Origin of the sequence: Streptomyces sp. rh34 (assembly GCF_002551245.1) — a bacterium.
Lineage (GTDB): Bacteria > Actinomycetota > Actinomycetes > Streptomycetales > Streptomycetaceae > Streptomyces.
Window position 1 is genome coordinate 1 of record NZ_NTGZ01000039.1, and the last position, 24,656, is coordinate 24,656.

24 protein-coding genes and 1 pseudogene are annotated in these 24,656 nt (G+C 71.6%); 14 read left to right on the forward strand and 11 right to left on the reverse strand.

Going from position 1 to position 24,656, the window contains the following annotated elements; all coding sequences use genetic code 11:
- Window positions 1-488 (reverse strand): DUF6597 domain-containing transcriptional factor (locus tag CR470_RS10575; protein ID WP_373561401.1); only part of this gene is annotated, 488 nt, incomplete at its 3' end.
- A gap of 18 nt (window positions 489-506) precedes the next feature.
- A complete protein-coding gene (locus CR470_RS10580) occupies window positions 507-1,724 on the reverse strand; it encodes a YihY/virulence factor BrkB family protein (protein WP_373561402.1) in 1,218 nt (405 codons plus the stop codon).
- Window positions 1,725-1,741: 17 nt separating this feature from the next.
- Between CR470_RS10580 and CR470_RS10585 the strand changes: the two genes are divergently transcribed.
- The 14 genes from CR470_RS10585 to CR470_RS10645 all read left to right on the forward strand — a co-directional run bounded on the left by CR470_RS10585 (window position 1,742) and on the right by CR470_RS10645 (window position 15,343).
- Window positions 1,742-3,379, forward strand: coding sequence for an acyl-CoA dehydrogenase family protein (locus tag CR470_RS10585; protein WP_097867324.1), 1,638 nt, complete (start codon window positions 1,742-1,744; stop codon window positions 3,377-3,379).
- Between the two features lie 244 nt (window positions 3,380-3,623).
- Window positions 3,624-4,919 (forward strand): helix-turn-helix domain-containing protein, encoded by a 1,296-nt coding sequence (locus CR470_RS10590; RefSeq protein ID WP_097867325.1) that lies wholly within the window; start codon window positions 3,624-3,626, stop codon window positions 4,917-4,919.
- 80 nt (window positions 4,920-4,999) lie between these two features.
- A complete protein-coding gene (locus CR470_RS10595; RefSeq protein ID WP_097867326.1) occupies window positions 5,000-5,611 on the forward strand; it encodes a GNAT family N-acetyltransferase in 612 nt (203 codons plus the stop codon).
- Between the two features lie 190 nt (window positions 5,612-5,801).
- Entirely contained in the window at window positions 5,802-5,885 is an 84-nt protein-coding gene (locus CR470_RS41285; protein WP_316944184.1) for a putative leader peptide, read from the forward strand.
- A 115-nt stretch (window positions 5,886-6,000) separates the two neighbouring features.
- Complete coding sequence (locus CR470_RS10600; protein ID WP_097867327.1) at window positions 6,001-7,698, forward strand: nitrite/sulfite reductase; 1,698 nt, start codon at window positions 6,001-6,003, stop codon at window positions 7,696-7,698.
- Window positions 7,695-7,874 (forward strand): hypothetical protein, encoded by a 180-nt coding sequence (locus CR470_RS10605; RefSeq protein WP_097867328.1) that lies wholly within the window; start codon window positions 7,695-7,697, stop codon window positions 7,872-7,874. The genes CR470_RS10600 and CR470_RS10605 overlap by 4 nt, the downstream gene beginning before the upstream one ends.
- On the forward strand, window positions 7,871-8,587 hold the full coding sequence (locus CR470_RS10610) for a phosphoadenylyl-sulfate reductase (protein WP_097867329.1): 717 nt from the start codon (window positions 7,871-7,873) through the stop codon (window positions 8,585-8,587). Before CR470_RS10605 ends, CR470_RS10610 begins: the two co-directional genes overlap by 4 nt.
- A gap of 23 nt (window positions 8,588-8,610) precedes the next feature.
- Window positions 8,611-9,156, forward strand: coding sequence for an adenylyl-sulfate kinase (gene cysC, locus CR470_RS10615; RefSeq protein ID WP_373561403.1), 546 nt, complete (start codon window positions 8,611-8,613; stop codon window positions 9,154-9,156).
- Entirely contained in the window at window positions 9,153-10,088 is a 936-nt protein-coding gene (gene cysD / locus CR470_RS10620) for a sulfate adenylyltransferase subunit CysD (RefSeq protein ID WP_097867331.1), read from the forward strand. The genes cysC and cysD overlap by 4 nt, the downstream gene beginning before the upstream one ends.
- 2 nt (window positions 10,089-10,090) lie before the next feature.
- Window positions 10,091-11,437 carry a sulfate adenylyltransferase subunit 1 gene (locus CR470_RS10625; RefSeq protein ID WP_097867332.1) on the forward strand — a complete coding sequence of 449 codons (1,347 nt, stop codon included), beginning with the start codon at window positions 10,091-10,093 and terminating at the stop codon, window positions 11,435-11,437.
- A 276-nt stretch (window positions 11,438-11,713) separates the two neighbouring features.
- Complete coding sequence (locus CR470_RS10630; protein WP_097867333.1) at window positions 11,714-12,829, forward strand: aliphatic sulfonate ABC transporter substrate-binding protein; 1,116 nt, start codon at window positions 11,714-11,716, stop codon at window positions 12,827-12,829.
- 48 nt (window positions 12,830-12,877) lie between these two features.
- On the forward strand, window positions 12,878-13,669 hold the full coding sequence (locus CR470_RS10635; RefSeq protein WP_097867355.1) for an ABC transporter ATP-binding protein: 792 nt from the start codon (window positions 12,878-12,880) through the stop codon (window positions 13,667-13,669).
- Window positions 13,656-14,582, forward strand: coding sequence for an ABC transporter permease (locus CR470_RS10640; protein WP_097867334.1), 927 nt, complete (start codon window positions 13,656-13,658; stop codon window positions 14,580-14,582). The genes CR470_RS10635 and CR470_RS10640 overlap by 14 nt, the downstream gene beginning before the upstream one ends.
- Before the next feature lie 8 nt (window positions 14,583-14,590).
- Window positions 14,591-15,343 (forward strand): sirohydrochlorin chelatase, encoded by a 753-nt coding sequence (locus tag CR470_RS10645; RefSeq protein WP_097867335.1) that lies wholly within the window; start codon window positions 14,591-14,593, stop codon window positions 15,341-15,343.
- A gap of 17 nt (window positions 15,344-15,360) precedes the next feature.
- On the opposite strand, the gene CR470_RS10650 is transcribed toward CR470_RS10645, so the two are convergent.
- From CR470_RS10650 to CR470_RS10690, 9 genes and pseudogenes are all read right to left on the reverse strand, one after another.
- Complete coding sequence (locus CR470_RS10650) at window positions 15,361-15,768, reverse strand: nuclear transport factor 2 family protein (RefSeq protein ID WP_097867336.1); 408 nt, start codon at window positions 15,766-15,768, stop codon at window positions 15,361-15,363.
- Window positions 15,761-16,309 carry a DUF1697 domain-containing protein gene (locus CR470_RS10655; RefSeq protein ID WP_097867337.1) on the reverse strand — a complete coding sequence of 183 codons (549 nt, stop codon included), beginning with the start codon at window positions 16,307-16,309 and terminating at the stop codon, window positions 15,761-15,763. The genes CR470_RS10650 and CR470_RS10655 overlap by 8 nt, the downstream gene beginning before the upstream one ends.
- 67 nt (window positions 16,310-16,376) lie before the next feature.
- Window positions 16,377-17,039, reverse strand: a complete 663-nt coding sequence (locus tag CR470_RS10660) for a response regulator (RefSeq protein ID WP_097867338.1) — start codon at window positions 17,037-17,039, stop codon at window positions 16,377-16,379.
- Window positions 17,036-18,229, reverse strand: coding sequence for a sensor histidine kinase (locus CR470_RS10665; RefSeq protein ID WP_097867339.1), 1,194 nt, complete (start codon window positions 18,227-18,229; stop codon window positions 17,036-17,038). Before CR470_RS10665 ends, CR470_RS10660 begins: the two co-directional genes overlap by 4 nt.
- Before the next feature lie 9 nt (window positions 18,230-18,238).
- Window positions 18,239-19,132: an alpha/beta fold hydrolase gene (locus tag CR470_RS10670; RefSeq protein ID WP_097867340.1), complete on the reverse strand. Its 894-nt coding sequence runs from the start codon at window positions 19,130-19,132 to the stop codon at window positions 18,239-18,241.
- Window positions 19,133-19,426: 294 nt separating this feature from the next.
- Window positions 19,427-20,629, reverse strand: coding sequence for a S8 family peptidase (locus CR470_RS10675; protein ID WP_097867341.1), 1,203 nt, complete (start codon window positions 20,627-20,629; stop codon window positions 19,427-19,429).
- Window positions 20,630-21,195: 566 nt separating this feature from the next.
- Window positions 21,196-22,432, reverse strand: a pseudogene (gene mgt, locus CR470_RS10680) (macrolide-inactivating glycosyltransferase).
- Window positions 22,433-22,451: 19 nt separating this feature from the next.
- The gene (locus tag CR470_RS10685; protein WP_097867342.1) at window positions 22,452-23,750 is read right to left on the reverse strand and encodes an ABC transporter substrate-binding protein; all 1,299 of its coding nucleotides are present in this window, start codon (window positions 23,748-23,750) and stop codon (window positions 22,452-22,454) included.
- Window positions 23,750-24,649 (reverse strand): carbohydrate ABC transporter permease, encoded by a 900-nt coding sequence (locus tag CR470_RS10690; RefSeq protein WP_257138559.1) that lies wholly within the window; start codon window positions 24,647-24,649, stop codon window positions 23,750-23,752. The genes CR470_RS10685 and CR470_RS10690 overlap by 1 nt, the downstream gene beginning before the upstream one ends.
- Window positions 24,650-24,656: the final 7 nt, after the last annotated feature.

The window sequence follows — 24,656 nt, forward strand, 5'->3', positions numbered from 1 at the left end:
ACCTCGGCGGCCGTCGCCGCGACGGATCCGCCGCGCCGCAGCCGGTCGGCGACGGCCGCCGTGAGCGGGTCCGGGGGGCCGGTCTCGGCGGCCAGGCCCAGGGCGAGGTCCTCCAGGGCGGTGGCGGGGTCGGCGGCCCGGTCGACGCGCCCGGTGAGTGTACGGACGGCGGTGCGGGACCAGAGATCGGCGAGTTCGACCCGGTGGTCGCGCAGTTCGTACGCCGGTACGCCGAGGAGCACGGGGGCGGTTCCGGGCGGAAGGCGGATCGCGGCGCAGGAGGCGCGGTTACGGGGGTCGACCTGGAAGGCGTGGGTGTCGGGTCCGGCGACGACCAGGCGTCCGGCGGTCCAGATCAGGTCCATGCAGCCGTCCGGCAGGACGGACCGGGCGGGTTGCCGGGGGCCGGGTGGAGCCTCCAGGGTCCAGACGACGGCTCCGTCCAGCCGGGACGGCCGTTCCTGGTACCGCTGGTGCTCCTGGGGCATGCTTCCACGCTAGCCCGGTCAGCGGGAGGGTGGTTCCTCCGCCGGCCTGGACGTCCTGGGCTCCGTGGTCTCCGTGGTTTCCTTGGACTCCTTCGCGTCCCTGGGGTCCTTCTCCCAGGTCGCGTGCAGCCGGGACTTCACGTCGTCGGGCGGCAGGAAGCGGGACCAGCGCTCGGGGAACTCGGAGGGCATGTACGCGGGGCCGTCGTCCTCGTCATCGTCGTCGTCCGTTCCGGCGTAGGCGGCCGAGCGGGTACGGGCGACGAACTCGGCGGCCTGCGCGGCCCGGACGCGTTCGGTGGCCTCGCGGGCGGCGGCCGTGGCGAGCGAGGGCCACACCCGGTCGATGGCCGCGTTGACCGCGGCGCCGACCAGGACCGCGAAGGCGGAGATGCCGATCCACAGCAGGACGGCGATCGGCGCCGCCAAGGAGCCGTAGATGGTGGGGCCCTCGACCGTGTTGGTCAGGTAGATCCGGAGCAGGAAGCTGCCGAGGACCCACATGCCGAGCGCCACCAGCGCCCCGGGGACGTCCTCGATCCAGGGCGAACGCACCGGCACGGACACGTGGTAGAGCGTCGTGAGGAACGCGACGCTCAGCAGCATCACGAGCGGCCAGTACAGGACCGCTATGACCTCGGTGCCCCACGGCACGAGCTCGACCACCCGGTCCGGGCCGACGACCAGCAGCGGCAGCACCACCGCGCCGATCAGCAGGGCGACGACGTACAGCAGGAAGGCCAGCAGCCGGGTCTTGACGATGCCGCGGTGGCCGTCGAGTCCGTACATGACGGTGATGGTGTCGATGAAGACGTTCACCGCGCGGGAACCGGACCACAGGGCGATGGCGAAGCCGATGGAGATGATGTCGGGGCGGGCCCCGGTCGTGACGTCGGCGAGCAGCGGTTTGGCGAAGTCGTTGACCCCGCGCTCGGACAGCACCGTCTGGGCGGCGGAGAGGATGTTGCGCTCGATGGAGGCGACGGTGGTGGTGGTCGTCCACTCGTCGACGTAACCGAGCAGTCCGATCATGCCGAGCAGCAGCGGGGGCAGCGAGAGCAGGGTGAAGAACGCCGCCTCGGCCGCGAGTCCCAGAATGCGGTACTCGATGCACGAGTTGACGGTGTCCTTGAGCAAGTGCCACACCATCCGCCGTTTGGAGACGTTGCGGTAGAGCACTCGCGCCCGGTGGAGCCGGCCCGGTGGCCGCTCGGGTGTTTCTTTTGCTGCCTGCACCTCCTTACCGTATCGGCATGGCAGCCACCACCCACACCGTGACCAATCAGGTTCCGCCGCTGGTCGGCTATGACGTCTTCGCCGCCGACCGGGCCCTGTCCGAGGCCGTCGAACGGCATGTCGCGCCCGGGGTCCTGCCCGTGGCGATGGGGGAGCTCGGCGAGCTCGGCCGGGCCGCGGGCTCCGCCCAGGCCCAGGAGTGGGGTGCGCAGGCGAACGCGTATCCGCCCGTACTGCGCACCCATGACCGTTATGGGCATCGCGTCGACGCAGTGGAGTTCCATCCGTCCTGGCACCGGCTGCTGAGCCATGCCGTGTCGGCCGGGCTGACGGACGCCTGGGGGCGGCCCGCCGGTCATGTCCGGCGCGCGGCGGGGTTCCTGGTCTGGACGCAGGCCGAGGCGGGGCACGGCTGTCCGCTGTCGATGACGCATGCGGCGGTGCCCGCGCTGCGGACCGATCCGGCGCTGGCCGCCGAGTGGGAGCCGCTGCTGACCTCGCACACGTACGTGGAGGGGCTGCGGCCCCCGCGGGAGAAGGCCGGGGTGCTCCTCGGGATGGGCATGACCGAGAAGCAGGGCGGCACCGACGTCCGGTCCAACACGACACGGGCAAAACCGCTGTCCGGCGAGGGCGAGTATCTGCTCACCGGTCACAAGTGGTTCTGTTCGGCGCCGATGTCGGACGGCTTCCTGGTGCTGGCGCGGGCGCCGGGCGGACTGACCTGCTTCCTCCTGCCGCGGGTGCTCCCGGACGGCACGCGCAACGTGTTCGCGATCCAGCGGCTGAAGGACAAACTGGGCAACCGGTCCAACGCGTCCGCCGAGGTCGAGTTCGACGGGTCGTGGGCCCGCCGGGTCGGCGAGGAGGGGCGCGGGGTGCGCACCATCATCGAGATGGTGGCGGCCACGAGGCTGGACTGCGTGGTGGGCTCGGCCGCGCTGATGCGGCAGGCGGTGGCGCAGGCGGTCCATCACAGCGCTTACCGCCGTGCGTTCGGCGGGCTGCTGATCGACAAGCCCCTGATGCGCAACGTGCTGGCCGATCTGGCGCTGGAGTCGGAGGCGGCGACGGTGCTGGCGATGCGGCTGGCCTCCGCGCACGACACGGACACGGCGGAGGAACGGGCCTTCCTGCGGCTCGCGGTGCCCGCCGCGAAGTACTGGGTCACCAAGCGCTGCTCCGCCGTGGTGGGCGAGGCGCTGGAGTGCCTGGGCGGCAACGGGTACGTGGAGGAGTCGGGGATGCCCCGGCTGCTGCGCGAGGCGCCGCTCAACTCGATCTGGGAGGGCTCGGGCAATGTGCAGGCGCTGGACGCGCTGCGGGCGTTGCGGCGGGAGCCCCAGGCACTGGACGCGTTCCTGCGCGAGGTCGGCCGTGCGCGCGGGGCGGATCACCGGCTGGACGCGGCGATCAAGGGCCTGCTGACGGAGCTGGCCGACCTGGAGAACATCGAGGCGCGGGCGCGGCGTCTGGTGGAGCGGATCGCGCTGGTGCTCCAGGGTTCCCTGCTGGTGCGCTGGGCTCCGCCGGAGGTGTCCGACGCGTTCTGCGGCTCGCGGCTCGGCGGGGACTGGGGCTCGGCGTTCGGGACGCTGCCGCACGGTCCGGACCTGGCGTCGGTGGTGGCACGGGCCCGGCCGGCGGGCGGGTAGCCGTAGCGGGGCGGGGAAGCGACGGAAGGTGGTGCTGCGCCGACACGGCACCACCCTCCATGCTTCTGCACCACCGGGCGGCCGGGACAGGCCCGGCGCACAGTGTTCTGTCAGTCTTGTACGGCCCGTGGGACACCGCCAGAGTTGCAAGGGGTTGCAACCATTGTGTGGACTGATCGGCGGTCCGGCCAGGTGAACGGCAGGATGGGCCGGGAGCGGGATGCGTTCGGGGGGAACGGGGACCATGACGGACACAGGTTCTGCGGGGGTGGTGCGGGTGACGGGCCAGGGGGCGGGCCGGCAGGCGACCCGATCGCTCCACCGGGCGCGGGAGGCACGGCTGACGGGGACACGCTCCGAGGTCGTGCCCCGGGCGCAGATCGACGCCTCCTGGGACCGGGTGGTGCGCAGCGGCATCGACCCCGACCAGTCGCCGGAGAGCGAGCTGCTGCAGGCGGACGAGATCGAACACCGGCGCCACAGCACGGCGCTGGGCGAGCTGATGCCGTTGCTGCGGGCGGGGCTGGCCTCGATAGCGGATGCCGCGCAGCAGATCATGGTGGTGACCGACACGGAGGGCCGGGTGCTGTGGCGGCAGGGCAATTCGGGGGTGCTGCGCCGGGCCCACGACATCTGCCTGGAGGAGGGGGCGGCCTGGGCCGAGGCGGCGACCGGGACGAACGCGATCGGGACGGCGCTGGCCGCCCGGGTCCCCATCCAGGTCCACTCGGCCGAGCACTTCATCCGGGCGCTGCACGGCTGGACCTGTGCGGCGGCCCCGGTCCGGGATCCGCGTGACGGCCGGCTGATCGGGATCGTGGACATCAGCGGTCCGGCGTCCACGTTCCATCCGGCGACGCTGGCGCTGGTCGACTCGGTGGCCCGGCTCGCCGAGGGCGAGATCCGCACCCGCCACCTGGCGGAGATCGAGCGGCTGCGCGCGGTGGCCGCGCCGATCCTGTGCCGGGTCGGCGGGCGGGCACTGGCGGTGGACGTGCACGGGCGGCTGGCGGCGGTGACCGGGATGGCTCCGGTGGACCGGCTGCCGCTGCCGAAGTCGCTGGGGCCGGGCACGGTGTGGCTGCCCTCACTCGGCCTGTGCCGGGTCGAGCCGCTGCCGGGCGGCTGGCTCGTGCAGGTGGACGACGGCGGCACGGAGGGGACGCCGCGACGGGTGGTGCTGGACCTGAGCCGGCCCCGGGCGCTCGCCGTGCGTCTGACCGGGCCGCTGGGGAGCCGCACCCATCGGCTGTCGCCGCGTCACGCGGAGCTGTTGTACGCGCTGGCGGTGCACCGGCGGGGGCGGTCTGCCTCGGAGCTGGCGCGGGACATCTTCGGGGACGCGACCCGGACGGTGACGGTCCGGGCCGAGGTCTCCCGGCTGCGGCGCCATCTGGCGGATGTGCTGGCCCACCGCCCGTACCGCTTCGGGGACGACGTCGAGGTGGAGGTGATCCACCCGGAGGACCGCGCAGATCTGCTGCCGTACTCCACGGGGCCGGTGGTGGCGGAGGCCCGCGGGGCGGCTCCGACCGCCTGAGAGGGGACGCGGGGCGCACGCGCCGGTCCGGGGAGGGGCCGCCGTGCGCGGGCGGGCGGCGCCATGGTTTTCTGGCCGTCATGAGCGACACCCCGCAGCCCGCAGCCCAGGCCGCCCCCGAGGTGACCACCGAGGTGACCGTCTGGTCGCTGGAGCAGACCTCGCCCGACGATCTCCGGCCGGCCGCCGTACCGGAGGGCGACCTACGCATCGTCCGGTCCGAGGTGGTGCTGCCGGAGTTCAGCCGGTTCCTCTACTCCGCCGTGGGCGGTGACATCCACTGGACCGACCGGCTGGGCATGACGTACGCCCAGTGGCAGGAGGCTCTGGAGCGGCCCGGGGCGGAGACCTGGGTGGCGTACGAGAACGGGACGCCGGCCGGGTACGTCGAGCTGGACCCGCAGGACGACGGCGTGGTCGAGATCATGTACTTCGGGCTGATCCCGGCGTTCCGGGGGCGGCGGATCGGCGGCCACCTCCTCAGTTACGGGGTGGCGCGCGCCTGGGACCTGGCGGAGCGCTGGCCGGAGCGGCCGGCGACGAAGCGGGTGTGGCTGCACACCTGCTCGAAGGACGGCCCCCACGCGATGGACAACTATCTGCGTCGCGGCTTCCGGCTCTTCGACACGAAGATTGAGGTGGAGCCGGCCGCGGCGACGCCCGGTCCGTGGCCCGGGGCGTACGCCTCCTGATCATCCCTGACCTCTGAGGGCGGTGGAGCGGTCGCTCCCCCGCCCTCAGGGCTTCCTGGTGGGCGTTTTGTCACCAATGCCGCCACCGCACCCCGTGACGGGCGCCACACCGTCCCATCCTTCGAGACCCAGCAGTCCATATAGCGGATAGTGGTGGACTGCCCCGAGATGCCCGTGACACGCTTCCGTCATGTCTGGAACTGGAATTGCCTTGGTGAGTCGACGCCACGTCGACCTCTGCCGCATGTCCAGCGCCATCTGTCCGGCGAGCTGAGAGTCCCAGCGCCGCCGCCCTCCTCTTCCCTCTGAACAGCCCTGCGCACCGCCGCGCCTCAGCGCGAGTGTGCCGCTCAGAGCCGCCCTCCCGCAGTCCCGAAGGACGTATTGTCATGGCCGCTACCCCGGAACAGCCTGCGACCACCACGCCCCGCCGCAAGGCCGGACGCCACCGCGGCGAGGGTCAGTGGGCCGTGGGCCACCACACACCCCTCAACGGCAACGAGCAATTCAAGAAGGACGACGACGGTCTCAACGTACGGACACGCATTGAGACGATCTACTCCAAGCGCGGTTTCGACTCCATCGACCCGAACGACCTGCGCGGACGCATGCGCTGGTGGGGGCTGTACACCCAGCGCAAGCCCGGCATCGACGGCGGCAAGACGGCCGTACTGGAGCCGGAGGAGCTGGACGACGAGTTCTTCATGCTGCGCGTCCGCATCGACGGCGGCCGGCTGACCACGCGACAGCTGCGGGTGATCGGGGAGATCTCCCAGGAGTTCGCGCGCGGCACCGCCGACCTCACCGACCGGCAGAACGTGCAGTACCACTGGATCCGCATAGAGGACGTGCCGGAGATCTGGCGGCGGCTCGAAGAGGTGGGCCTGTCCACCACCGAGGCCTGCGGGGACACGCCCCGCACGATCCTCGGCTCGCCCGTCGCGGGCGTCGCGGAGAACGAGATCATCGACGGCACGCCCGCGATCGACGAGATCCAGCGGCGGTTCATCGGCAACCCGGACTTCTCCAACCTGCCCCGCAAGTTCAAGACGGCGATCTCCGGCTCCCCGCACCTGGACGTGGCGCACGAGATCAATGACATCGCCTTCGTCGGCGTGAACCACCCGGAGCACGGCCCCGGCTTCGACCTCTGGGTCGGCGGCGGCCTCTCCACCAACCCCAAGCTCGGGGTGCGGCTGGGCGCCTGGGTGCCGCTGGACGAGGTGCCCGATGTGTACGGCGGGGTCATCGCGATCTTCCGCGACTACGGCTACCGGCGGCTGCGCACCCGCGCCCGCCTGAAGTTCCTGGTCGCGGACTGGGGCCCGGAGAAGTTCCGCCAGGTCCTTCAGGACGAGTACCTGAAGCGCGAGCTGATCGACGGACCCGCGCCCGAGGAGCCCGCCCAGACCTGGCGCGACCACCTCGGGGTGCACCGGCAGAAGGACGGCCGCTTCTACGTCGGCTTCGCCGCGCGGGTCGGCCGGGTCGACGGCTCCACGCTCACCAAGATCGCCGAGCTGGCCGACGCGCACGGCTCCGGCCGGGTGCGGACCACCGCCGAGCAGAAGATGATCGTGCTCGACGTGGCCGAGGAGCAGGTGGAGTCCCTGGTCGCCGGACTGGAGGCGCTCGACCTCAAGGTCACCCCGTCCCCGTTCCGGCGCGGCACGATGGCCTGCACCGGCATCGAGTTCTGCAAGCTCGCGATCGTGGAGACGAAGGCGCGCGGCGCCGCCCTCATCGACGAACTGGAGCGCCGCATCCCGGAGTTCGACCACCCGATCACCATCAACATCAACGGCTGCCCGAACGCCTGCGCCCGTATCCAGGTCGCGGACATCGGCCTCAAGGGCCAGCTGATGCTCGACGAGAGCGGCAACCAGGTCGAGGGCTACCAGGTGCACCTCGGCGGGGCGCTCGGCCTGGAGGCCGGGTTCGGCCGCAAGGTCCGCGGCCTGAAGGTCACCTCGGCCGAACTGCCGGACTACGTCGAGCGGGTGCTCGGCCGCTTCCAGGAGGAGCGCGAGGACGGCGAGCGCTTCGCGACCTGGGTGGCCCGCGCCGGTGCGGAGTCGCTGTCATGAGCGAGCGAGCCGCCCCGTTCCACTGCCCGTACTGCGGCGACGAGGACCTGCGCCCCAACGAGACCGGTCACGGCGCCTGGGAATGTGCTTCCTGCAACCGTGCGTTCCAGCTGAAGTTCCTGGGCCTGCTGACCCGGGGCGTTCAGCGCAACCACGGTGAGGGGGAACTGATATGACGGACACTCTGCTGACCGGACAGATCGGCGACGAGGAACTCCGGGAGCTGGCCGAGCAGGCCGGACGGGAGCTGGAGGACGCCTCCGCCACCGACATCCTGGAGTGGGCGGCCGCCACCTTCGGGCCGCGCTTCTGCGTCACCTCCTCGATGGAGGACGCCGTGGTCGCGCATCTGGCGTCGCGGGTGATGCCGGGCGTGGACGTGGTCTTCCTGGACACCGGCTACCACTTCCCGGAGACCATCGGGACCCGGGACGCGGTGGACGCGGTGATGGACGTCAACGTCATCACGATCACCCCCCGGCGGACCGTCGCCGAGCAGGACGCCGAGCACGGCGAGAAGCTGCACGACCGCGACCCCGACCTGTGCTGCGCGCTGCGCAAGGTGAAGCCGTTGGAGGACGGACTGACCGCGTACGCCGCATGGGCGACCGGCCTGCGCCGCGACGAGTCCCCGACCCGGGCGAACACCCCGGTCGTCGGCTGGGACGCCAAGCGCCGCAAGGTGAAGGTCTCCCCCATCGCCCGCTGGACCCAGGACGACGTGGACGCCTACGTCGCCGAGCACGGGGTGCTCACCAACCCGCTGCTGATGGACGGCTACGCCTCCGTCGGCTGCGCGCCCTGCACCCGCCGGGTGCTGGAGGGCGAGGACGCACGGGCCGGCCGCTGGGCCGGACGGGGCAAGACCGAATGCGGGCTGCACGGCTGATGACGACTGATCAGGAGACTTCGATGAGCGTGACGGAGACGGGAGCCACGATCTGGCTGACCGGTCTGCCGAGCGCGGGCAAGACCACCATCGCGTACGAGCTGGCGGGCCGCCTGCGGACCGAGGGCCACCGGGTCGAGGTGCTCGACGGCGACGAGATCCGCGAGTTCCTCTCCGCGGGCCTCGGCTTCTCCCGCGAGGACCGCCACACCAACGTGACCCGGATCGGCTTCGTCGCCGAACTCCTCGCCGCCAACGGCGTGAAGGTGCTGGTCCCCGTCATCGCCCCGTTCGCCGACAGCCGCGAGGCCGTCCGCAAACGGCACGCCGCCGAGTCCACCACCTATCTGGAGGTGCACGTCGCGACACCCGTCGAGGTGTGCTCCGTACGCGATGTGAAGGGGCTGTACGCCAAGCAGGCGGCCGGCGAGATCAGCGGTCTCACCGGGGTCGACGACCCCTACGAGGCCCCCGAATCGCCCGACCTGCGGATCGAGTCGCACCAGCAGACCGTGCAGGAGTCCGCAGCGGCGCTCCACGCGCTGCTCACCGAGAGGGGCCTGGCGTGAGCACCGTCGCCACCGTGCCGGAGGGCACCGTCAATCCGTACGCGCTCAGCCACCTGGACTCCCTGGAGTCGGAGGCGGTCCACATCTTCCGTGAGGTGGCGGGGGAGTTCGAACGGCCGGTGATCCTGTTCTCCGGCGGCAAGGACTCCATCGTGATGCTGCACCTGGCGCTCAAGGCGTTCGCGCCCGCGCCGGTGCCGTTCACGCTGCTGCACGTGGACACCGGGCACAACTTCCCCGAGGTCCTGGAGTACCGCGACCGCACGGTGAAGAAGCACGGGCTGCGGCTGCACGTCGCCTCCGTGCAGGAGTACATCGACGCCGGGAAGCTCCGCGAGCGCCCCGACGGCACCCGCAACCCGCTCCAGACCGTCCCGCTGACCGAGGCGATCCAGCAGAACCGCTTCGACGCGGTGTTCGGCGGCGGGCGGCGCGACGAGGAGAAGGCGCGCGCCAAGGAGCGGGTCTTCTCGCTGCGCGACGAGTTCTCGCAGTGGGACCCGCGCCGCCAGCGCCCCGAGCTGTGGCAGCTGTACAACGGCCGGCACGCCCCGGGCGAGCACGTCCGCGTCTTCCCGATCTCCAACTGGACCGAGCTGGACGTCTGGCAGTACATCGAGCGCGAGTCCATCGAGCTCCCGGAGATCTACTTCGCCCACGAGCGCGAGGTCTTCAACCGCGGCGGTATGTGGCTGACCGCCGGGCACTGGGGCGGGCCCAGGGAGCACGAGTCCACCGAGACCCGTCTGGTCCGCTACCGCACGGTCGGCGACATGTCCTGCACCGGGGCCGTCGACTCCGACGCCACCACGCTGGACGCCGTGATCACCGAGATCGCCGCCTCCCGGCTCACCGAGCGGGGCGCGACCCGAGCCGACGACAAGATGTCCGAGGCCGCGATGGAAGACCGCAAGCGCGAGGGGTATTTCTAACCATGACCACACCCATCCTCTCGGCCGAGCGGTTGTCGGCCACCACTCTGCTGCGGTTCGCCACCGCCGGGTCGGTCGACGACGGCAAGTCCACCCTCGTGGGGCGCCTGCTGCACGACTCCAAGTCGATCCTCACCGACCAGCTGGAGGCCGTCGAGCAGGCTTCGCTGAGCCGTGGCCAGGACGCGCCGGACCTGGCGCTGCTGACCGACGGGCTGCGGGCCGAGCGCGAGCAGGGCATCACCATCGACGTCGCCTACCGCTACTTCGCCACCACGCGCCGCCGGTTCATCCTCGCGGACACCCCGGGTCATGTGCAGTACACCCGCAACATGGTGACCGGCGCCTCCACGGCGGAACTGGCCGTGGTCCTGGTCGACGCCCGCAACGGGGTCGTCGAGCAGACCCGCCGGCACGCCGCCGTCGCCGCGCTGCTGCGCGTCCCGCACGTGGTGCTGGCCGTCAACAAGATGGACCTGGTCGACTACGCGGAGCCCGTGTTCGCCGCGATAGCGGAGGAGTTCACCGCGTACGCCGCGTCGCTCGGCGTCCCGGAGATCACCGCGATCCCGATCTCGGCGCTGGCCGGGGACAACGTGGTGGAGCCGTCCGCGCACATGGACTGGTACGGCGGGCCGACCGTCCTGGAGCACCTGGAGACGGTGCCGGTCAGCCACGACCTCACCGCCTGCCACGCGCGCTTCCCGGTGCAGTACGTGATCCGCCCGCAGACCCCCGAGCACCCCGACTACCGGGGCTACGCCGGTCAGATCGCGGCCGGGGTGTTCCGGGTCGGCGAGCCCGTCTCCGTACTCCCCTCGGGGCGCACCACGACGATCACGGGCATCGACGCGCTCGGGGAGAGCGTCGACACCGCCTGGGCCCCGCAGTCGGTGACGATCCGGCTGGCCGACGACATCGACATCTCACGCGGTGACCTGATCGCCCCTGCCGACGACTCCCCCGCCGTGACGCGGGACGTCGAGGCGACCGTCTGCCACGTCGCCGACCAGCCGCTCTCGGTGGGCCAGCGGGTGCTGCTCAAGCACACCACCCGTACGGTCAAGGCGATCGTCAAGGACATCCCGTCGCGGCTCACCCTGGACGACCTCTCCCAGCACCCTGCCCCCGGGCAGCTCGTCGCCAACGACATCGGCAGGGTCGTCGTGCGCACCGCCGAGCCGCTCGCACTCGACGCCTACGCGGACTCCCGGCGCACCGGCTCGTTCCTCCTGATCGACCCGGCGGACGGTACGACGCTGACCGCCGGCATGGCGGGCGCCTCGTTCGCGGCGGTCGCCGAAGCCGCCGCCCCGGCCGCCGACGACGACGCCGGGTGGGACTTCTGATGGCCGCCCACTTCTTCTCCGCCCTCGCGAAGGAGGGCGGCCGGGCCGGCAGCGGCGCCCTCGGGAGGGGGCGCCCCCCGCGCGAGCGCGTGCGAGAGCTCGGGGGAGGTCAGGGCGGGGTCGGGCGATGTGTGTGAGGACGTACGCGCACCGCTCGCGCGCCCTCCCGCACCACCCGCACCGTCCGTACCGCCGTAGACCTGCCGACCTCCCGGCCACGCCCCCCTGACCAGACAGCGGGGCGTGAGCGCCGGGCCGACGAGAGGAACTCCTCCCGTGCCTGCCCCCCGTTCCACCGTTCGCCGCTCCATCGCCGCCGTCGCGGCGCTGCCGCTGCTCGCCCTGGCGGCCACCGCGTGCGGCTACGGCTCCCAGGCCGAGGTCGACGACGCCAAGAAGGTGAACGTCTCCGCCGGCGGGAAGAAACTCTCCACGGACACCGTGAAGATCGGCTATTTCCCGAACCTCACGCACGCCACCGCCCTGGTCGGCATCCAGGAAGGCACCATCCAGAAGGAACTGGGCGGGACCCGCGTCGAGTCCACGACCTTCAACGCGGGCCCCTCCGAGATCGAGGCGCTGAACGCCGGGTCCATCGACATCGGCTTCATCGGCCCCTCCCCCGCCATCAACGGCTTCAGCAAGTCCCAGGGCCAGGGACTGCGGATCATCTCCGGTGCGGCCTCCGGCGGGGTGAAGCTGGTCGTCGACCCGGACCGGATCAAGACGCTGGACGACGTCAGGGGCAAGAAGATCGCCACCCCGCAGCTCGGCAACACCCAGGACGTGGCCTTCCTCAACTGGATCTCCGAGAAGGGCTGGAAGGTCGACGCCCAGAGCGGCAAGGGCGACGTCTCCGTGGTCCGCTCGGACAACAAGGTGACGCCCGACGCCTACAGGTCCGGTGATCTGGACGGCGCCTGGGTGCCCGAGCCGACCGCCTCCAAGCTGGTGTCCGAGGGTGCGAAGGTGCTCCTCGAGGAGAAGGACCTGTGGCCGGACAGGAAGTTCGTGATCACGAACATCATCGTGTCGCAGAAGTTCCTCGACGAGCACCCGGACGTGGTCGAGGCGGTGCTGAAGGGTTCGGTCGCCACCAACAAGTGGATCAACGCCAACCCCGAGAAGGCGAAGGCGTCGGCCAACGAGGCGCTGGAGAACCTGAGCGGCAAGCCCCTGCCCAAGGAGATCCTCGACCCGGCGTGGGAGTCCATCGAGATCACCGACGACCCGCTGGCCGGCACGCTCAAGACGCAGGCCGGGTACTCGGTGAAGTCCGGGCTGCTCAAGAACCCGGACCTCCGGGGCATCTACGACCTGGGCCCGCTGAACAAGGTCCTCGAAGCCGAGGGCCGGCCCGAGGTCGCCGACGCCGGTCTCGGCGTCAAGTAACCCCGCCCATCCGTACCAGGACGTAAGGATCCCCAGGAGGTGACGACCATGGCGACCACCACCCTCACCAAGGCCGAGGACCGTACGACGGTCGAGCACGCCGCCCGTCTCGCACACGTCTCGAAGTCCTTCGCCGGACCCACCGGTCAGCAGCTCGTCCTGGACGACATCACACTCGATGTCGCTCCGGGCGAGTTCGTCACCCTCCTGGGTGCCTCCGGGTGCGGAAAGTCGACGCTGCTCAATCTGGTGGCCGGACTCGACCGCCCGTCCCAGGGGTCCATCGAGACCCCGGGCGGGCGGCCCGCCCTGATGTTCCAGGAGCACGCCCTCTTCCCCTGGCTGACCGCCGGCAAGAACATCGAACTGGCCCTGCGGCTGCGCGGGGTGCCCAAGTCCGGGCGCCGCACCGAGGCGGAGCAGCTGCTCGAACTCGTCCGTCTCGGCGGGGCGTACGGCAAGCGGGTGCACGAGCTGTCCGGTGGAATGCGGCAGCGCGTCGCGATGGCCCGCGCGCTCGCGCAGGACAGTCAACTGCTGTTGATGGACGAGCCGTTCGCGGCGCTCGACGCCATCACCCGCGATGTGCTGCACGACGAGCTGACCCGGATCTGGCGGGAGACGAACGCCTCGGTCCTCTTCGTCACGCACAACGTGCGCGAGGCCGTACGGCTCGCGCAGCGCGTCGTGCTGCTCTCGTCCCGGCCGGGCCGTATCGCCCGGGAGTGGACGGTCGACATCGAGCAGCCGCGCCGTATCGAGGACACCGCCGTGGCGGAGCTGTCCGTCGAGATCACCGAAGAACTGCGTGGGGAGATCCGCCGACATGGCCAGCACTGACATCACGTCGAGCCGGAAGCGGCCGGACGGGGCGGCCGGACGGGGCGGCGCGAAGCCCGACGATCTGGCGGGACTGGAGGCCGGGCTCGACGCGCTGGACGCCGTGCAGATCAGCCGCACCCCGGTGCGCGAGGTCCTGCTGCGCAAGGTGCTGCCGCCGGTCGTGGCGGTGACGCTGGTCCTGCTGATCTGGGAGCTGCTGGTCCGCGCCCAGGTCACGGAGGTCTACAAGCTCCCGCCGCCGTCGGCCGTGTGGAACAGCGCGCGGGAGATGTGGCTGGCGGGCACGCTGCTGGACGTCGTCTGGACCAGCGTCTCGCGCGGTCTGCTCGGCTTCCTGCTCGCGGTCGCCATCGGTACGCCGCTGGGGCTGCTGGTCGCCCGGGTGAAGCTGATCCGGGCCGCGATCGGCCCGATCCTGTCCGGGCTCCAGTCGCTTCCCTCGGTGGCGTGGGTGGCCCCGGCGGTGATCTGGCTCGGGCTGAACGACCAGATGATGTTCGCCGTGATCCTGCTGGGCGCGGTGCCCTCGATCGCCAACGGGCTGGTCTCCGGCGTCGACCAGGTGCCGCCGCTGTTCCTCCGGGCCGGCCGCACGCTGGGCGCGACCGGGCTGCGCGGGACCTGGCACATCGTGCTCCCTGCGGCGCTGCCCGGCTACCTGGCGGGCCTCAAGCAGGGCTGGGCGTTCTCGTGGCGCTCGCTGATGGCCGCCGAGATCATCGCCTCCTCTCCCGAACTGGGTCTGGGGCTCGGGCAGTTGCTGGAGAACGGACGCAGCAACTTCGACATGCCCGGGATCTTCCTCTCGATCCTGCTCATCCTGTTCGTCGGCATCGCCATCGACCTGCTCATCTTCAGTCCGCTGGAGCGGTGGGTGCTGCGCAGCCGCGGTCTCCTCGTCAAGAACTGAGCCCTCCCATGACGCACCCCACTCTCCTCGTCATCGCCCACGGCAGCCGCGACCCGCGGCACGCCGCGACCGTGCACGCGCTCACCGAGCGGGTCCGGGCCGAGCGGCCGGGACTGCGTGTGGAGACCGCGTACCTGGAGTTCAACGCCCCTTCCGTGCCCCGGGTGCTGGAGCGCCTGGCAGCGGAGGGGACGGACGAGGTCGTCGCCCTTCCGCTGCTGCTCACCCGGGCGTTCCACGCCAAGACCGACATCCCCTCGGTCCTGCGCGAGGCCCGCACCCGGCTGCCGCGGCCGCACATCCGCCAGGCCGGCGTGCTCGGCCCGTCCCCGCTGCTCAACGCCACCCTGGGGCGGCGGCTGCGGGAGGCCGGGATCCGTCCCGGCGACATCCCCCGGACCGGGCTCGTCCTGGCCTCGGCGGGATCCACAGACCCGGAGGCGATCGCAGTGATCGCTGAAATCGCGCGGGAGCTGCGGCACACCGGTTGGTGCGCCGTGCGGCCTGCGTTCGCCTCCGCACTCCTTCCCCGCACCGAGGACGCGGTGCGGGCCCTGCGCGCCGACGGCGTGGAGCGGGTGGCGGTGGCCCCGTACGTCATCGCGCCCGGCCGGCTGCCCGACCGCATCATGGCGGGAGCCGAGGCGGCCGGAGCCGACGTGCTCGCCGATGTGCTGGGCCCCGCGCCGGAGTTGGCGCGGCTGCTGCTGGACCGGTACGACGAGGCGCGGGTGCCGGTGGGGGCCTCCCTCTCGGCGTGAGGCCCCTCCGCGCGAGGCTACGGACGGCCCGGGGTGGGCTCACGGAGGTCGTCGAGGGGCTCGTCGTCGAACGGGGTCGCCTGGTGGAAGTAGAGCCGCCAGCCCTCCGGGGTCAGCCGCCACAGGGAGCTGCGGTGCGAGCGGACCCCCTTGGACTCCGTGTCGAAGGTGAGGTGCACCAGGTCGGCGCAGAGCTGCGTCCCCCGCATCCGGGAGGCGGTGAGCGGGCCGGGGCGCGGGGCGTCGTCCGCGGTGAGCGAGGCGATGATCCTCGCCCGGGTCCAGAGCCGGCCGCTGGTGCCGATCTCCCGGAACTCGGGGTGCAGCAGCGAGGCGAGGAGCTCGGCGGAGGCCCGTACCACCGGGTCCAGCAGGCGTAGCTCGCCCTCGATCGCCGCGGCCACGGCGGGCGACGGCTCAGCCACGGGTCATCTCCACGAGCTTCGCCACGGTGTTCCAGTTGCGGCTGGTGGCGGTGAGGCCCTTGACGTGGCGGGGGCGTCCCAGTGCGACCGCCAGCTTGGAGCGGCCGAGCCCGTCGGGGGCGTACAGGTACAGGCAGCGGTCGCCGAGCCGGAACTCCTCCGGCAGGAAGTCCTCCGCCTCCAGGTCCGCGAAGCGGTCCGCGTCCACGGGCCGGTCGAAGTAGGTGACGTGGAGCTGTCTGCCCTCCAGCTCGGCGGCGGGGAAAGGGCAGGCTTCGGCGACGGCGGCGAGATAGCAGGCGTCGCGGACGAGGCAGTCGACGTCGAAGCCGAACTGCCGGCGCAGGGCCTGCTCCAAAGCGGCGGCCAGCGCGTCCTCGTCGTCGCTGTCGCTCCGGAAGACGGCGTTTCCGCTCTGCAGATAGGTGGCGATGGCGGTGTGTCCCAGTTCGGTGAGCACGGTGCGCAGTTCGGGCATGGGGACCCTCTTGCTGCCGCTCACGTTGATCCCCCGCAGCAGCGCCGCGTACATCGTCGTCATGGCCACCCACCCTAGGCCCTCGCGCGGGCCCGACCGTGGAGCGGGGCCCGGTGCTCGCCGCCTCCCGTCAGTGGACCAGGCCGTTCCGGTAGGCGTAGACGACGGCCTGGACGCGGTCGCGCAGAGCGAGCTTGGTGAGGATGCGGGACACGAACGTCTTGACGGTCTCCCGGCTGATCACCAGGGCCGCGGCGATCTCGGTGTTGGACAGACCGTCGGCGATCAGGCGGAGGACCTCCAGCTCACGGGGGGTCAGCGGGGTTCCCCGGTCGGCTTCGGGCCGGGCGGGCCTGATCCGGGCGGCGTATCTGCCCACCAGCTTGCGTGTCACCTCGGGGTCCAGCAGGGCCGCGCCCGAGGCCACGGTCCGGATGCCGTGCAGCAACCGGTCCGGCGGCGCGTCCTTGAGGAGGAATCCGCTCGCTCCCGCGCGCAGTGCCTCGTAGACGTACTCGTCCAGGTTGAACGTGGTCACCACCAGGACCTTGACGGGGTGGTCCACACCGGCGCCGGCCAGGACCCTGGTGGCTCCGATGCCGTCGAGGCCGGGCATGCGCAGGTCCATCACCACGACGTCGGGCCGTACGGTGGTGGCGAGGTCGACGGCGGCCTGCCCGTCGCGGCACTCGCCGACCACCTCCATGTCGGGCTGGGCGTTGATGATCGTCACCAGTCCCGTGCGGATCAGTGCCTGGTCGTCGCAGACGACGATCCGGGTCGGGGCGGTCACGGCGTACCCGCCACGGGGATGGAGGCCCGCACGACGAACCGGCCGCCCGGCTCGCGGCCCGCGGTGAATTCGCCGCCCAGGGTGTCGACCACCCGTTCCCGCAGTCCGGCCAGGCCCCGTCCGCTTCCGCCGGGCGATCTTCCCCCGGGGCCGGACGCCCGGGTGCTGATCTCCACCGCTATCTCGCTCTCGCCATGGCACACCCGGACCGAGGTGTCGACGCCGTGGGCGTACTTGAGGGCGTTCGTCAGGGCCTCGCGCACGACCCGGTAGGCCACGAGTTCCGCGTCGCGGGCCGGCTCCGCGGCGGCGCCCTGCTCGGTGAACTCCACGGGCTGGCCCGCCCGGCGGGTCTGTTCGACGAGGTCGCGGAGCCGGCCGGAGTGCGGGGACGTGCCCCCCGGCCCGTGGTCGGGGTCGAGGAGATCGAGCATCTGCCGCAGATCGGCGATGGCCGCGCGTCCCGTGGCGGTGACGGACGTCAGGGCCTCCTCCAGCCGGTCGGGCGCGGCGGTCAGATAGCGGGCCGCCTCGGCCTGCACCACCATCGCAGTCACATGATGGGTCACCACGTCGTGCAGCTCACGGGCGATACGGGTGCGCTCCGCGTCCCGGGTCTCCTCCGCCACCCGGCGCCGACGCTCGGCCTGGGCGTTCCGCGCGGAACGGAGCCGCGAACCAATCCACCACACCAGGGCGCACGCCAGGTAGAACACGACGAACTCGCTCGCGGGCTCACCGGAGCCGAGCCGCGCGAGGGCGAAGGCCAGCGGGACGTAGGCGAGGGAGAGCCCCAGCGTGGTGGCGTGACGGTGCTCGTCCAGCCGCGATCCGACGCCGAGGAGGGCGAAGGCGAAGGCCGTGCCCGCCAGGGAGTGGTAGCCGCGCAGTTGGTCGACGGCGAAGCCCGCCGACACCAGGGCGAGAACGGTCGCGGGCCATCTGCGGCACACCGTCAGCGGGAGGCACTGCAGGGCGATGGCCACCGCGGCGAGCAGATCGTAGGGCCGGTCCGGCACTCCGCCGACCTGTGTGCCATGGGCGTGGAAGGCCGGCACGAACGAGGCGGCCAGCAGCAACGGCCCAAGCACCACATACCAGTTGGTGACATCGAACCGCCGCCACCGCCCGGAGGCCCATCGATGCCGGACCTGCTCCAGCACCCCGAACCCTCTCCCCGTATCGGTCATCGGGCGAGCCTAGTCGTTCGCGCCGCCGGCGACCCGCTGGATGGCGCCGGTGGCGAGGTCCGGGCGGTCGACGTGGATGTAGTGGCCGCTGCCTGGGGCGATGCTGAGTTTGCTGTTGCCGGAGAGCCGGCGCCACTTCTTCTGGCCCGTGGACCACATGCGCTCCAGGGCGGGCCCGTAGTCGGGGACCTCCGCGTACTGGGACTCGTGCTGGAGGATCTCCACGGGAATCTCCCCGGCGGGCCGGACCTCGCCGTCCGCGACGACCAACATCTCAGGATTCTCGCCCTTGTTGATCGCGATGGCCTGGGCGCGCAACTGCGCCGGCAGGCCGGTGGCGGAGGCGGGGATCGTCCGGGAGATGCCGGCGGTCAGCGCCGGGATGGTGGCGTCGAGCAGGACGAGGCCCTTGATCCGGTCCGGGTGGTCGGGTGCGTAGCGGGCGGCGATGTGGCCGCCCAGCGAGTGTCCGGCCAGCACGACCGGCCGGTCGCCGGCCAGCCGGTCGAGCACCGAGGTGAGGAGCTTCGCACTGTCGTCCATGCTCTGGGGCCCGTCCGGCTTGTCGCTCGCGCCCTCGCCGGGACGGTCGTAGGAGCAGACCCGGAACTCCTTGCTCAAGGTCTTGCCGAGCGGGGCCATGGTCTCCAGGCCGTCTCCGCCGCCGGCCATCAGCAGGACGAGGGGACCGTCGTGGGAGGCGTCTCCGGAGCAGGAGACGTTGACCGAACGGCCGTCGGTCCGGATCTTCTTGGTTCCGGTGAACGGGTCGCCGAGGGAGGATTCGGAGCGTGTCCCGTCCGACTCCGGCTTGTTCAACTCCTCGTAGCCGATCAGGCCGACGCCGCCCGCCGTGCAGACGACGGCGATGGCGGCGAGGGCCTTGAGAAGGGTGCGGAACACGAGGGAGCCTCCAGGGAACGTTTCGCGGATGCGGCCGGGGGGCGAGCCTGTGCTGTGGCGGCAGACCCTGGCGTCCCGGCTGATCAGAACGTTATGGAGGTCGCGGCCCGAAAGCGTCACCCCCCGGTGGACACCCGTGCGTAGCTCCCGTGGGGGACGGCCGCGTCGGGTCCGCCCGGGAAACGGCGCAGCCGCCGCGCCCCGTGGGGGAGAGCGCGGCGGCTGCTGTGCGCGGGGGCCGGGCGGCGGGGGTCGGTGACCACCGCCGCCCGGCGTCCGGTCGGAACCGGGGTCCTACTCGACGACCTTGAGGAGCTTGTTGGCCGTGCCTTCGGTGGCGTTGCTGATGGCGTCCGGGGTGGCTCCCTCGGTGAGCGCCGTGGCGACGGCCTCCGGGGTCGCGTCCTGGTTGCCCGCCAGGTAGACGGCGGCCGCACCGACGACGTGCGGGGTGGCCATGGACGTACCGGAGATGGTGTTGGTGCCGGTGTCGCTGTCGTTCCAGGTGGAGGTGATGTCCGAGCCCGGGGCGTAGATGTCCACGACCGACCCGTAGTTGGAGAACGACGACTGCTCGTCGGCCTCCGTGGACGAGGCGACGGTGATCGCCTCGGGGACGCGGGAGGGCGAGCCCTGGCCGGCGTCGCTGGACTCGTTGCCGGCGGCCACACCGAAGGTGATGCCCGCGGCGATGGCCTTCTGGACGGCCTCGTCGAGGGCGGGGTCGGCGCCGCCGCCGAGGCTCATGTTGGCGACGGACGGGCCCTTGGCGTTGGCGGCGACCCAGTCGATCCCGGCGATGACCTGCTCGGTGGTGCCGGAGCCGTTGTCGTCCAGGACGCGGACGGCCACGATGTTCGCCTTCTTGGCGACGCCGTGCGCGGCCCCGGCTATGGTGCCCGCCACGTGGGTGCCGTGCCCGTTGCCGTCGTCGGCGTCGTCGTCGTTGTCGACGGCGTCGAAGCCGGAGGTGGCCCGGCCCTCGAAGTCCTCGTGGGTGACGCGGACACCGGTGTCGATGACGTACGCGGTGACGCCCTCGCCGCCGGCGTCCGGGTAGGTGTACGCGTTGTCGCCCGCGGTCTCGGTCTGGTCGATCCGGTCCAGACCCCACGACGGCGGGTTGTCCTGGGTGGCGTCGATGCTGAACTTCTTGTTCTGCACCACCTTGGCGACGGCCGGGTCGGCGGCGAGGCGCTTGGCCTCGGTCTCCGAAAGGCCGCTGGCGGAGAAGCCGTTGATGCTGGAGGAGTAGGTGCGCTTGAGCTTGCCGCCGTACTCCTTCGCGAGCTCGGACTTGTCGGCCTTCTTCTCGTCCAGCATCACGATGTAGCTGCCGGACACCGCGGTCGCGGCGTCCGCGCCGTAGACCGTGCCCATGGGAGCCGGTGCGGCTCCGGCGAACGAGGTACCGAGAAGGGTGACTCCTGCGGCGGCCGCCACGGCGGTGATCGCGGCGGTGAGCTTGGTGCGACGGGTGCGCTGGTGCTTGGCCATGAAGAGGGGTCTCCTCGTCAAACTCTGTGGGGGGATTGGCCCTCGGCCGGAAGATCTCCGGGGGCTGGCTCGAAACCCTGACCGATTGACGAGCACAGATCAAGACCTTCATGAGGGTGTGACTTGCTCAACAAGGTTGCGTAATAAGAAATCGGCCATGGCTGGTCATCACGGCCGGGGGCAGCCGACGGGCGTCCGGCCCACCCCGATCGAGCGGTGTCGAGCCGCCCCGCGAGGGCACACCGCCTCGCATATCCCCTGCTCAGAGCCGTACTCGAAGAGTCGGACGCCATCCGCCCGGCCATCGCCGGGCCCTCCGTGTGGCCTGTGGGGCGGGAGTGACCACGCGTGAAGACCCGTGAAGGTCCGTGAAGGTGTGCGCGAGGGGGGTGAACGCGCGGCCCCTGGTGTGAAATCGCGAGGGCGTGCGTGCAGATGCGCCGACCGGACCCGCCGCTACAGAGGCTTCGCCGAGCCGCAACACGGACGTCCCGCCCCGGGAAACCGCTGGGCGCGGCACACGGGGCGGGACGGAGAACGTCCGGATAACAGTCAGGCGATTCCGCTCAGCGCGACAGTTCGGCCTCGATGAGGTCGGCGGCCCGCGGGGTGCCGCCCTCCCGTGCCATCTGCTCACTCAGCTGTCGGCACCGGGCGGCCACTTCGGGGTCGCCCACCAGGGCGAGCACGGCCTCACGCAGCCTCGCGGCGTCGGCCTCCTCCATCGGGAGGTGCCGGGCCACGCCCAGCGACTGGAGCATGTCCGCGTTGCCGAACTGGTCGACGGCCTTGGGGACGGCGACCATCGGGGTGCCGGTGGCGAGTCCCTCCTGGCTCCCGCCCGCGCCGGCGTGGGTGATGAAGGCGTCGGCCTGCTTGAGGACGGCCAGTTGCGGTACCCAGGTGCGCACCTCCACATGGCCCGGTACGTCTCCGAGTTCGGCGGGATCGACGTGCGCGCCGATCTGGAGCACCACGTGCCAGCCGGGCAGGTCGCGAAAGGCTTCGACGCACTCCCGGTAGAAGGCGGGCTGCTTGGTGAAGGAGGAGCCCAGCGACACCAGGAGCACCTTCTCCGCGCCGGCCGGCCGGGTCCACTCCCCCTGGTCCGCGCGGTCGCCCTGACAGGCCCCGACGAAGGTGTACATCTCGCGGTTCACCCGGTCCGCGTTCGGCTGGAGCGCCTCGGGGATCAGGACGAGACCGAGGCGCGGGCGGGCGACGAAGTCGTCGCTGGAGACATGGCCGAGGCCGTTCTCGGCGAGCCAGCCGTCGAAGCGCGCGTAGTACGCCTTGCCGCGCTCGGTCTGCTTCAGGCCGGCGGTCATCGGCTCACCGACCTCCTCCTCGTACCCCTCCCAGGGGACCAGGTTGGGCCAGAGGGAGACAGCGGGGACGCCCCAGCGGTGGGCGAGGACCCGGGCGGGATAGGAGGTGATGTCGTGCAGGACGAGGTCGGGCTCGTCGCCCGCGAAGGCCTCGGCGAGCTGCGGGAGCGCCTGGAGCGCGTCGTCGAGGAAGGGTTCGATGTTGTCGATCAGCTCGGTGCCCCAGGCATCGGGGTCGTCGTCGGTCGGCAGGGTCGAGGTGTAGATCACCGGCCGGGCGCCGGTGGCGGCGACCTTCTCGGCGAAGGAGGCCGGGATGGCGTAACTGACGCGGTGTCCACGGTCGACGAGTTCGCGGATGACGTCGAGGCTCGGGTTCACATGTCCGTGAGCGGCGATGGAGAACATGGCGATGTGGGCACGCGGGGATTCCGTCATGCCGCCCACCGTAGACGAGACGAGACGTCTCGTGCAATCTGTTTTCCGGGCCGGGGTCAGCGCTGGTAGCGGGCCAGCACCCGGTTTCCGTCGTCCACCAGCCGTTTCCGCAGCTCGCCGGTGTCGATCGCGCCGCTGTAGTACTCCTGGAGCGCGGGGGTCGCCACCTTGTCCTTCCACTCCGGGTAGCCGCGCACCGACTGGGCGGGCGCCGGCCGCAGCCCCTGCGCGAGCGCGGTGCCGACGGCCCAGCCGTGCTCGCTCTCACGCAGCGACGGGTCGGCCAGGGCCTCCGTTCCGGTGGGCAGCATCCAGTCGCCCCGGGCGAGGCGCACCATGTTGACGGGGCGCAGCAGGAAGTCGATGAACGCGACGGCCTCCTTCTTGTGCGGGCTCTCCTCGGCGACCGACAGCGTCTGCGGGCTCACGCCCTGGACCGCGCCGCCCGCGCCCGCGGGCATCGGCAGAACCGTCCAGTCGAACCCCTCGGGGGCCTGCTGGATGATCTGCTGGCGGTAGGAGAAGCCGAGCGGGAGCATCGCGTACTTGCCGCCGAAGAACCCGGGCAGCGCGTCCGACCCGCCCATCCCCAGCGCGCTGCGGGCCGCGCTGCCGTCGGTGTTGACCTGGTCGCGGATGGTGCCGGTCACCACGCCGTCGCCCCGCTCGAAGCGCAGGACCGCCTTGCCGTCGTCATCGCGGTGGAAGAGCTGTCCGCCGCCGGAAAGGCCCAGGTTGAGGGTGACGGAGACCGGCTCCTTGAGCGGCCAGGCGATCCCGTACCGCCCCTCGCCCGTCAGCCTGTCGGTGACCCGCCGGAACTCCTCCCAGCTCCAGGGGTGCTCCGGGGTCGGGACGCGCGCGCCCGAGGCCTTCAGCAGCTTCGTGTTGGCGATCAGGACCCGGGGCTCCTGGAGGAAGGGCACCCCGTGGACGCCCTCGCCGAACGTGGTGGTACGCCAGGACTGATCGGGGATGTCGGCCTTGAGCCGGTCGGGGAGGAAGGGGCGCAGGTCGGCGAGGTAGCCCCCGTAGGCGAAGTCGGCCAGGTCGTCGGAGGCGTCGTGGATGACGTCGGGGGCCTCGCCGCCCTCGAAGGAGGTGAGCAGCTGGTCGTGGACGCTGTCCCAGCTGCCCTGGACGTAGTCCACCTGGACATCGGGGTGGGCCGCGTTCCACTCCTTCACCAGTTGCCTGTTGGCGTCGACGGACTCCTTCTGCCAGGCCAGCGACTGGAACCGGAGCCGGATCGTGCCGTCCGCGTCCCGCCCGTCGTCGCCGTCGCCGGAGCAACCGGTGAGCAGGAGGGCCAGTACGGCGACGGCGGTCGCCGCCCGCCGGAGCGCGGGGCGCATCAGTTCTTCACCGCCCCGGCCGTCATCCCGCCGGTGATCCGTCGCTGGATGAGGGCGAAGAGGACGAGGGAGGGCAGCGTGGCGAGGAACGCGGCCGCGGCGAGCGGCCCGAGGTCGGCCACGCCCTCCGCACCGAGGAAGTGGGTGAGGACGACCGGCAAGGTCTGCTTCTCCGGGGTCTTGAGCAGGACGAGCGCGAAGAAGAACTCGTTCCATGCGGTGATGAACGCGAACAGCGCGGTGGCGACGATCCCGGGGGCGAGCAGCGGCGCGACGACCGAGACGAGCGTCCGCACCCGGCCCGCCCCGTCGACGGCGGCGGCCTCCTCCAGCTCGGTCGGCACGGCCCGTACGTAGCCGGCGAGCATCCACAGCGCGAAGGGCAGCGACCAGACGACGTAGACCATGATCAGCCCCCACAGGGTGTTGATCAGATGCAGGTTCTTCAGGATCAGGAAGAGCGGGATGATCACCAGGACGAACGGGAACGCCTGGCTGACCACCACCCAGCCGGTCGCGGCGGTGGCGAGGCGGCCCCGGTGGCGGGCCATCACATAGGCCATCGGGGTGGCGATCACGACGGCGATCACGGCCGCACCGAGGGCGGCGATCAGGGAGTTGGCCGCGGCCTGGAGCAGCGGCTGCTCGTCGAAGGCCTGCCGGAAGTTGTCCAGGGTGGGCTGCTCGGGGATCCAGGTGGGGTGCAGCGAGCCCAGTTCGCGGGCGGGCTTGAAGGCGGTCGAGACCAGCCACACGAACGGGAACGCGAGGAAGACCAGGTACGCCAGGAGAGCCAGGTACTGAGCGGCCCGCGCGGGCCCGCTGGTGCGCAGCCCCGTCGATTCACGCTCCGCCGCCCCTCGCCTCGTCACTCCCCTCCCCACCGGTCCGTGCTTCATCGGTCCT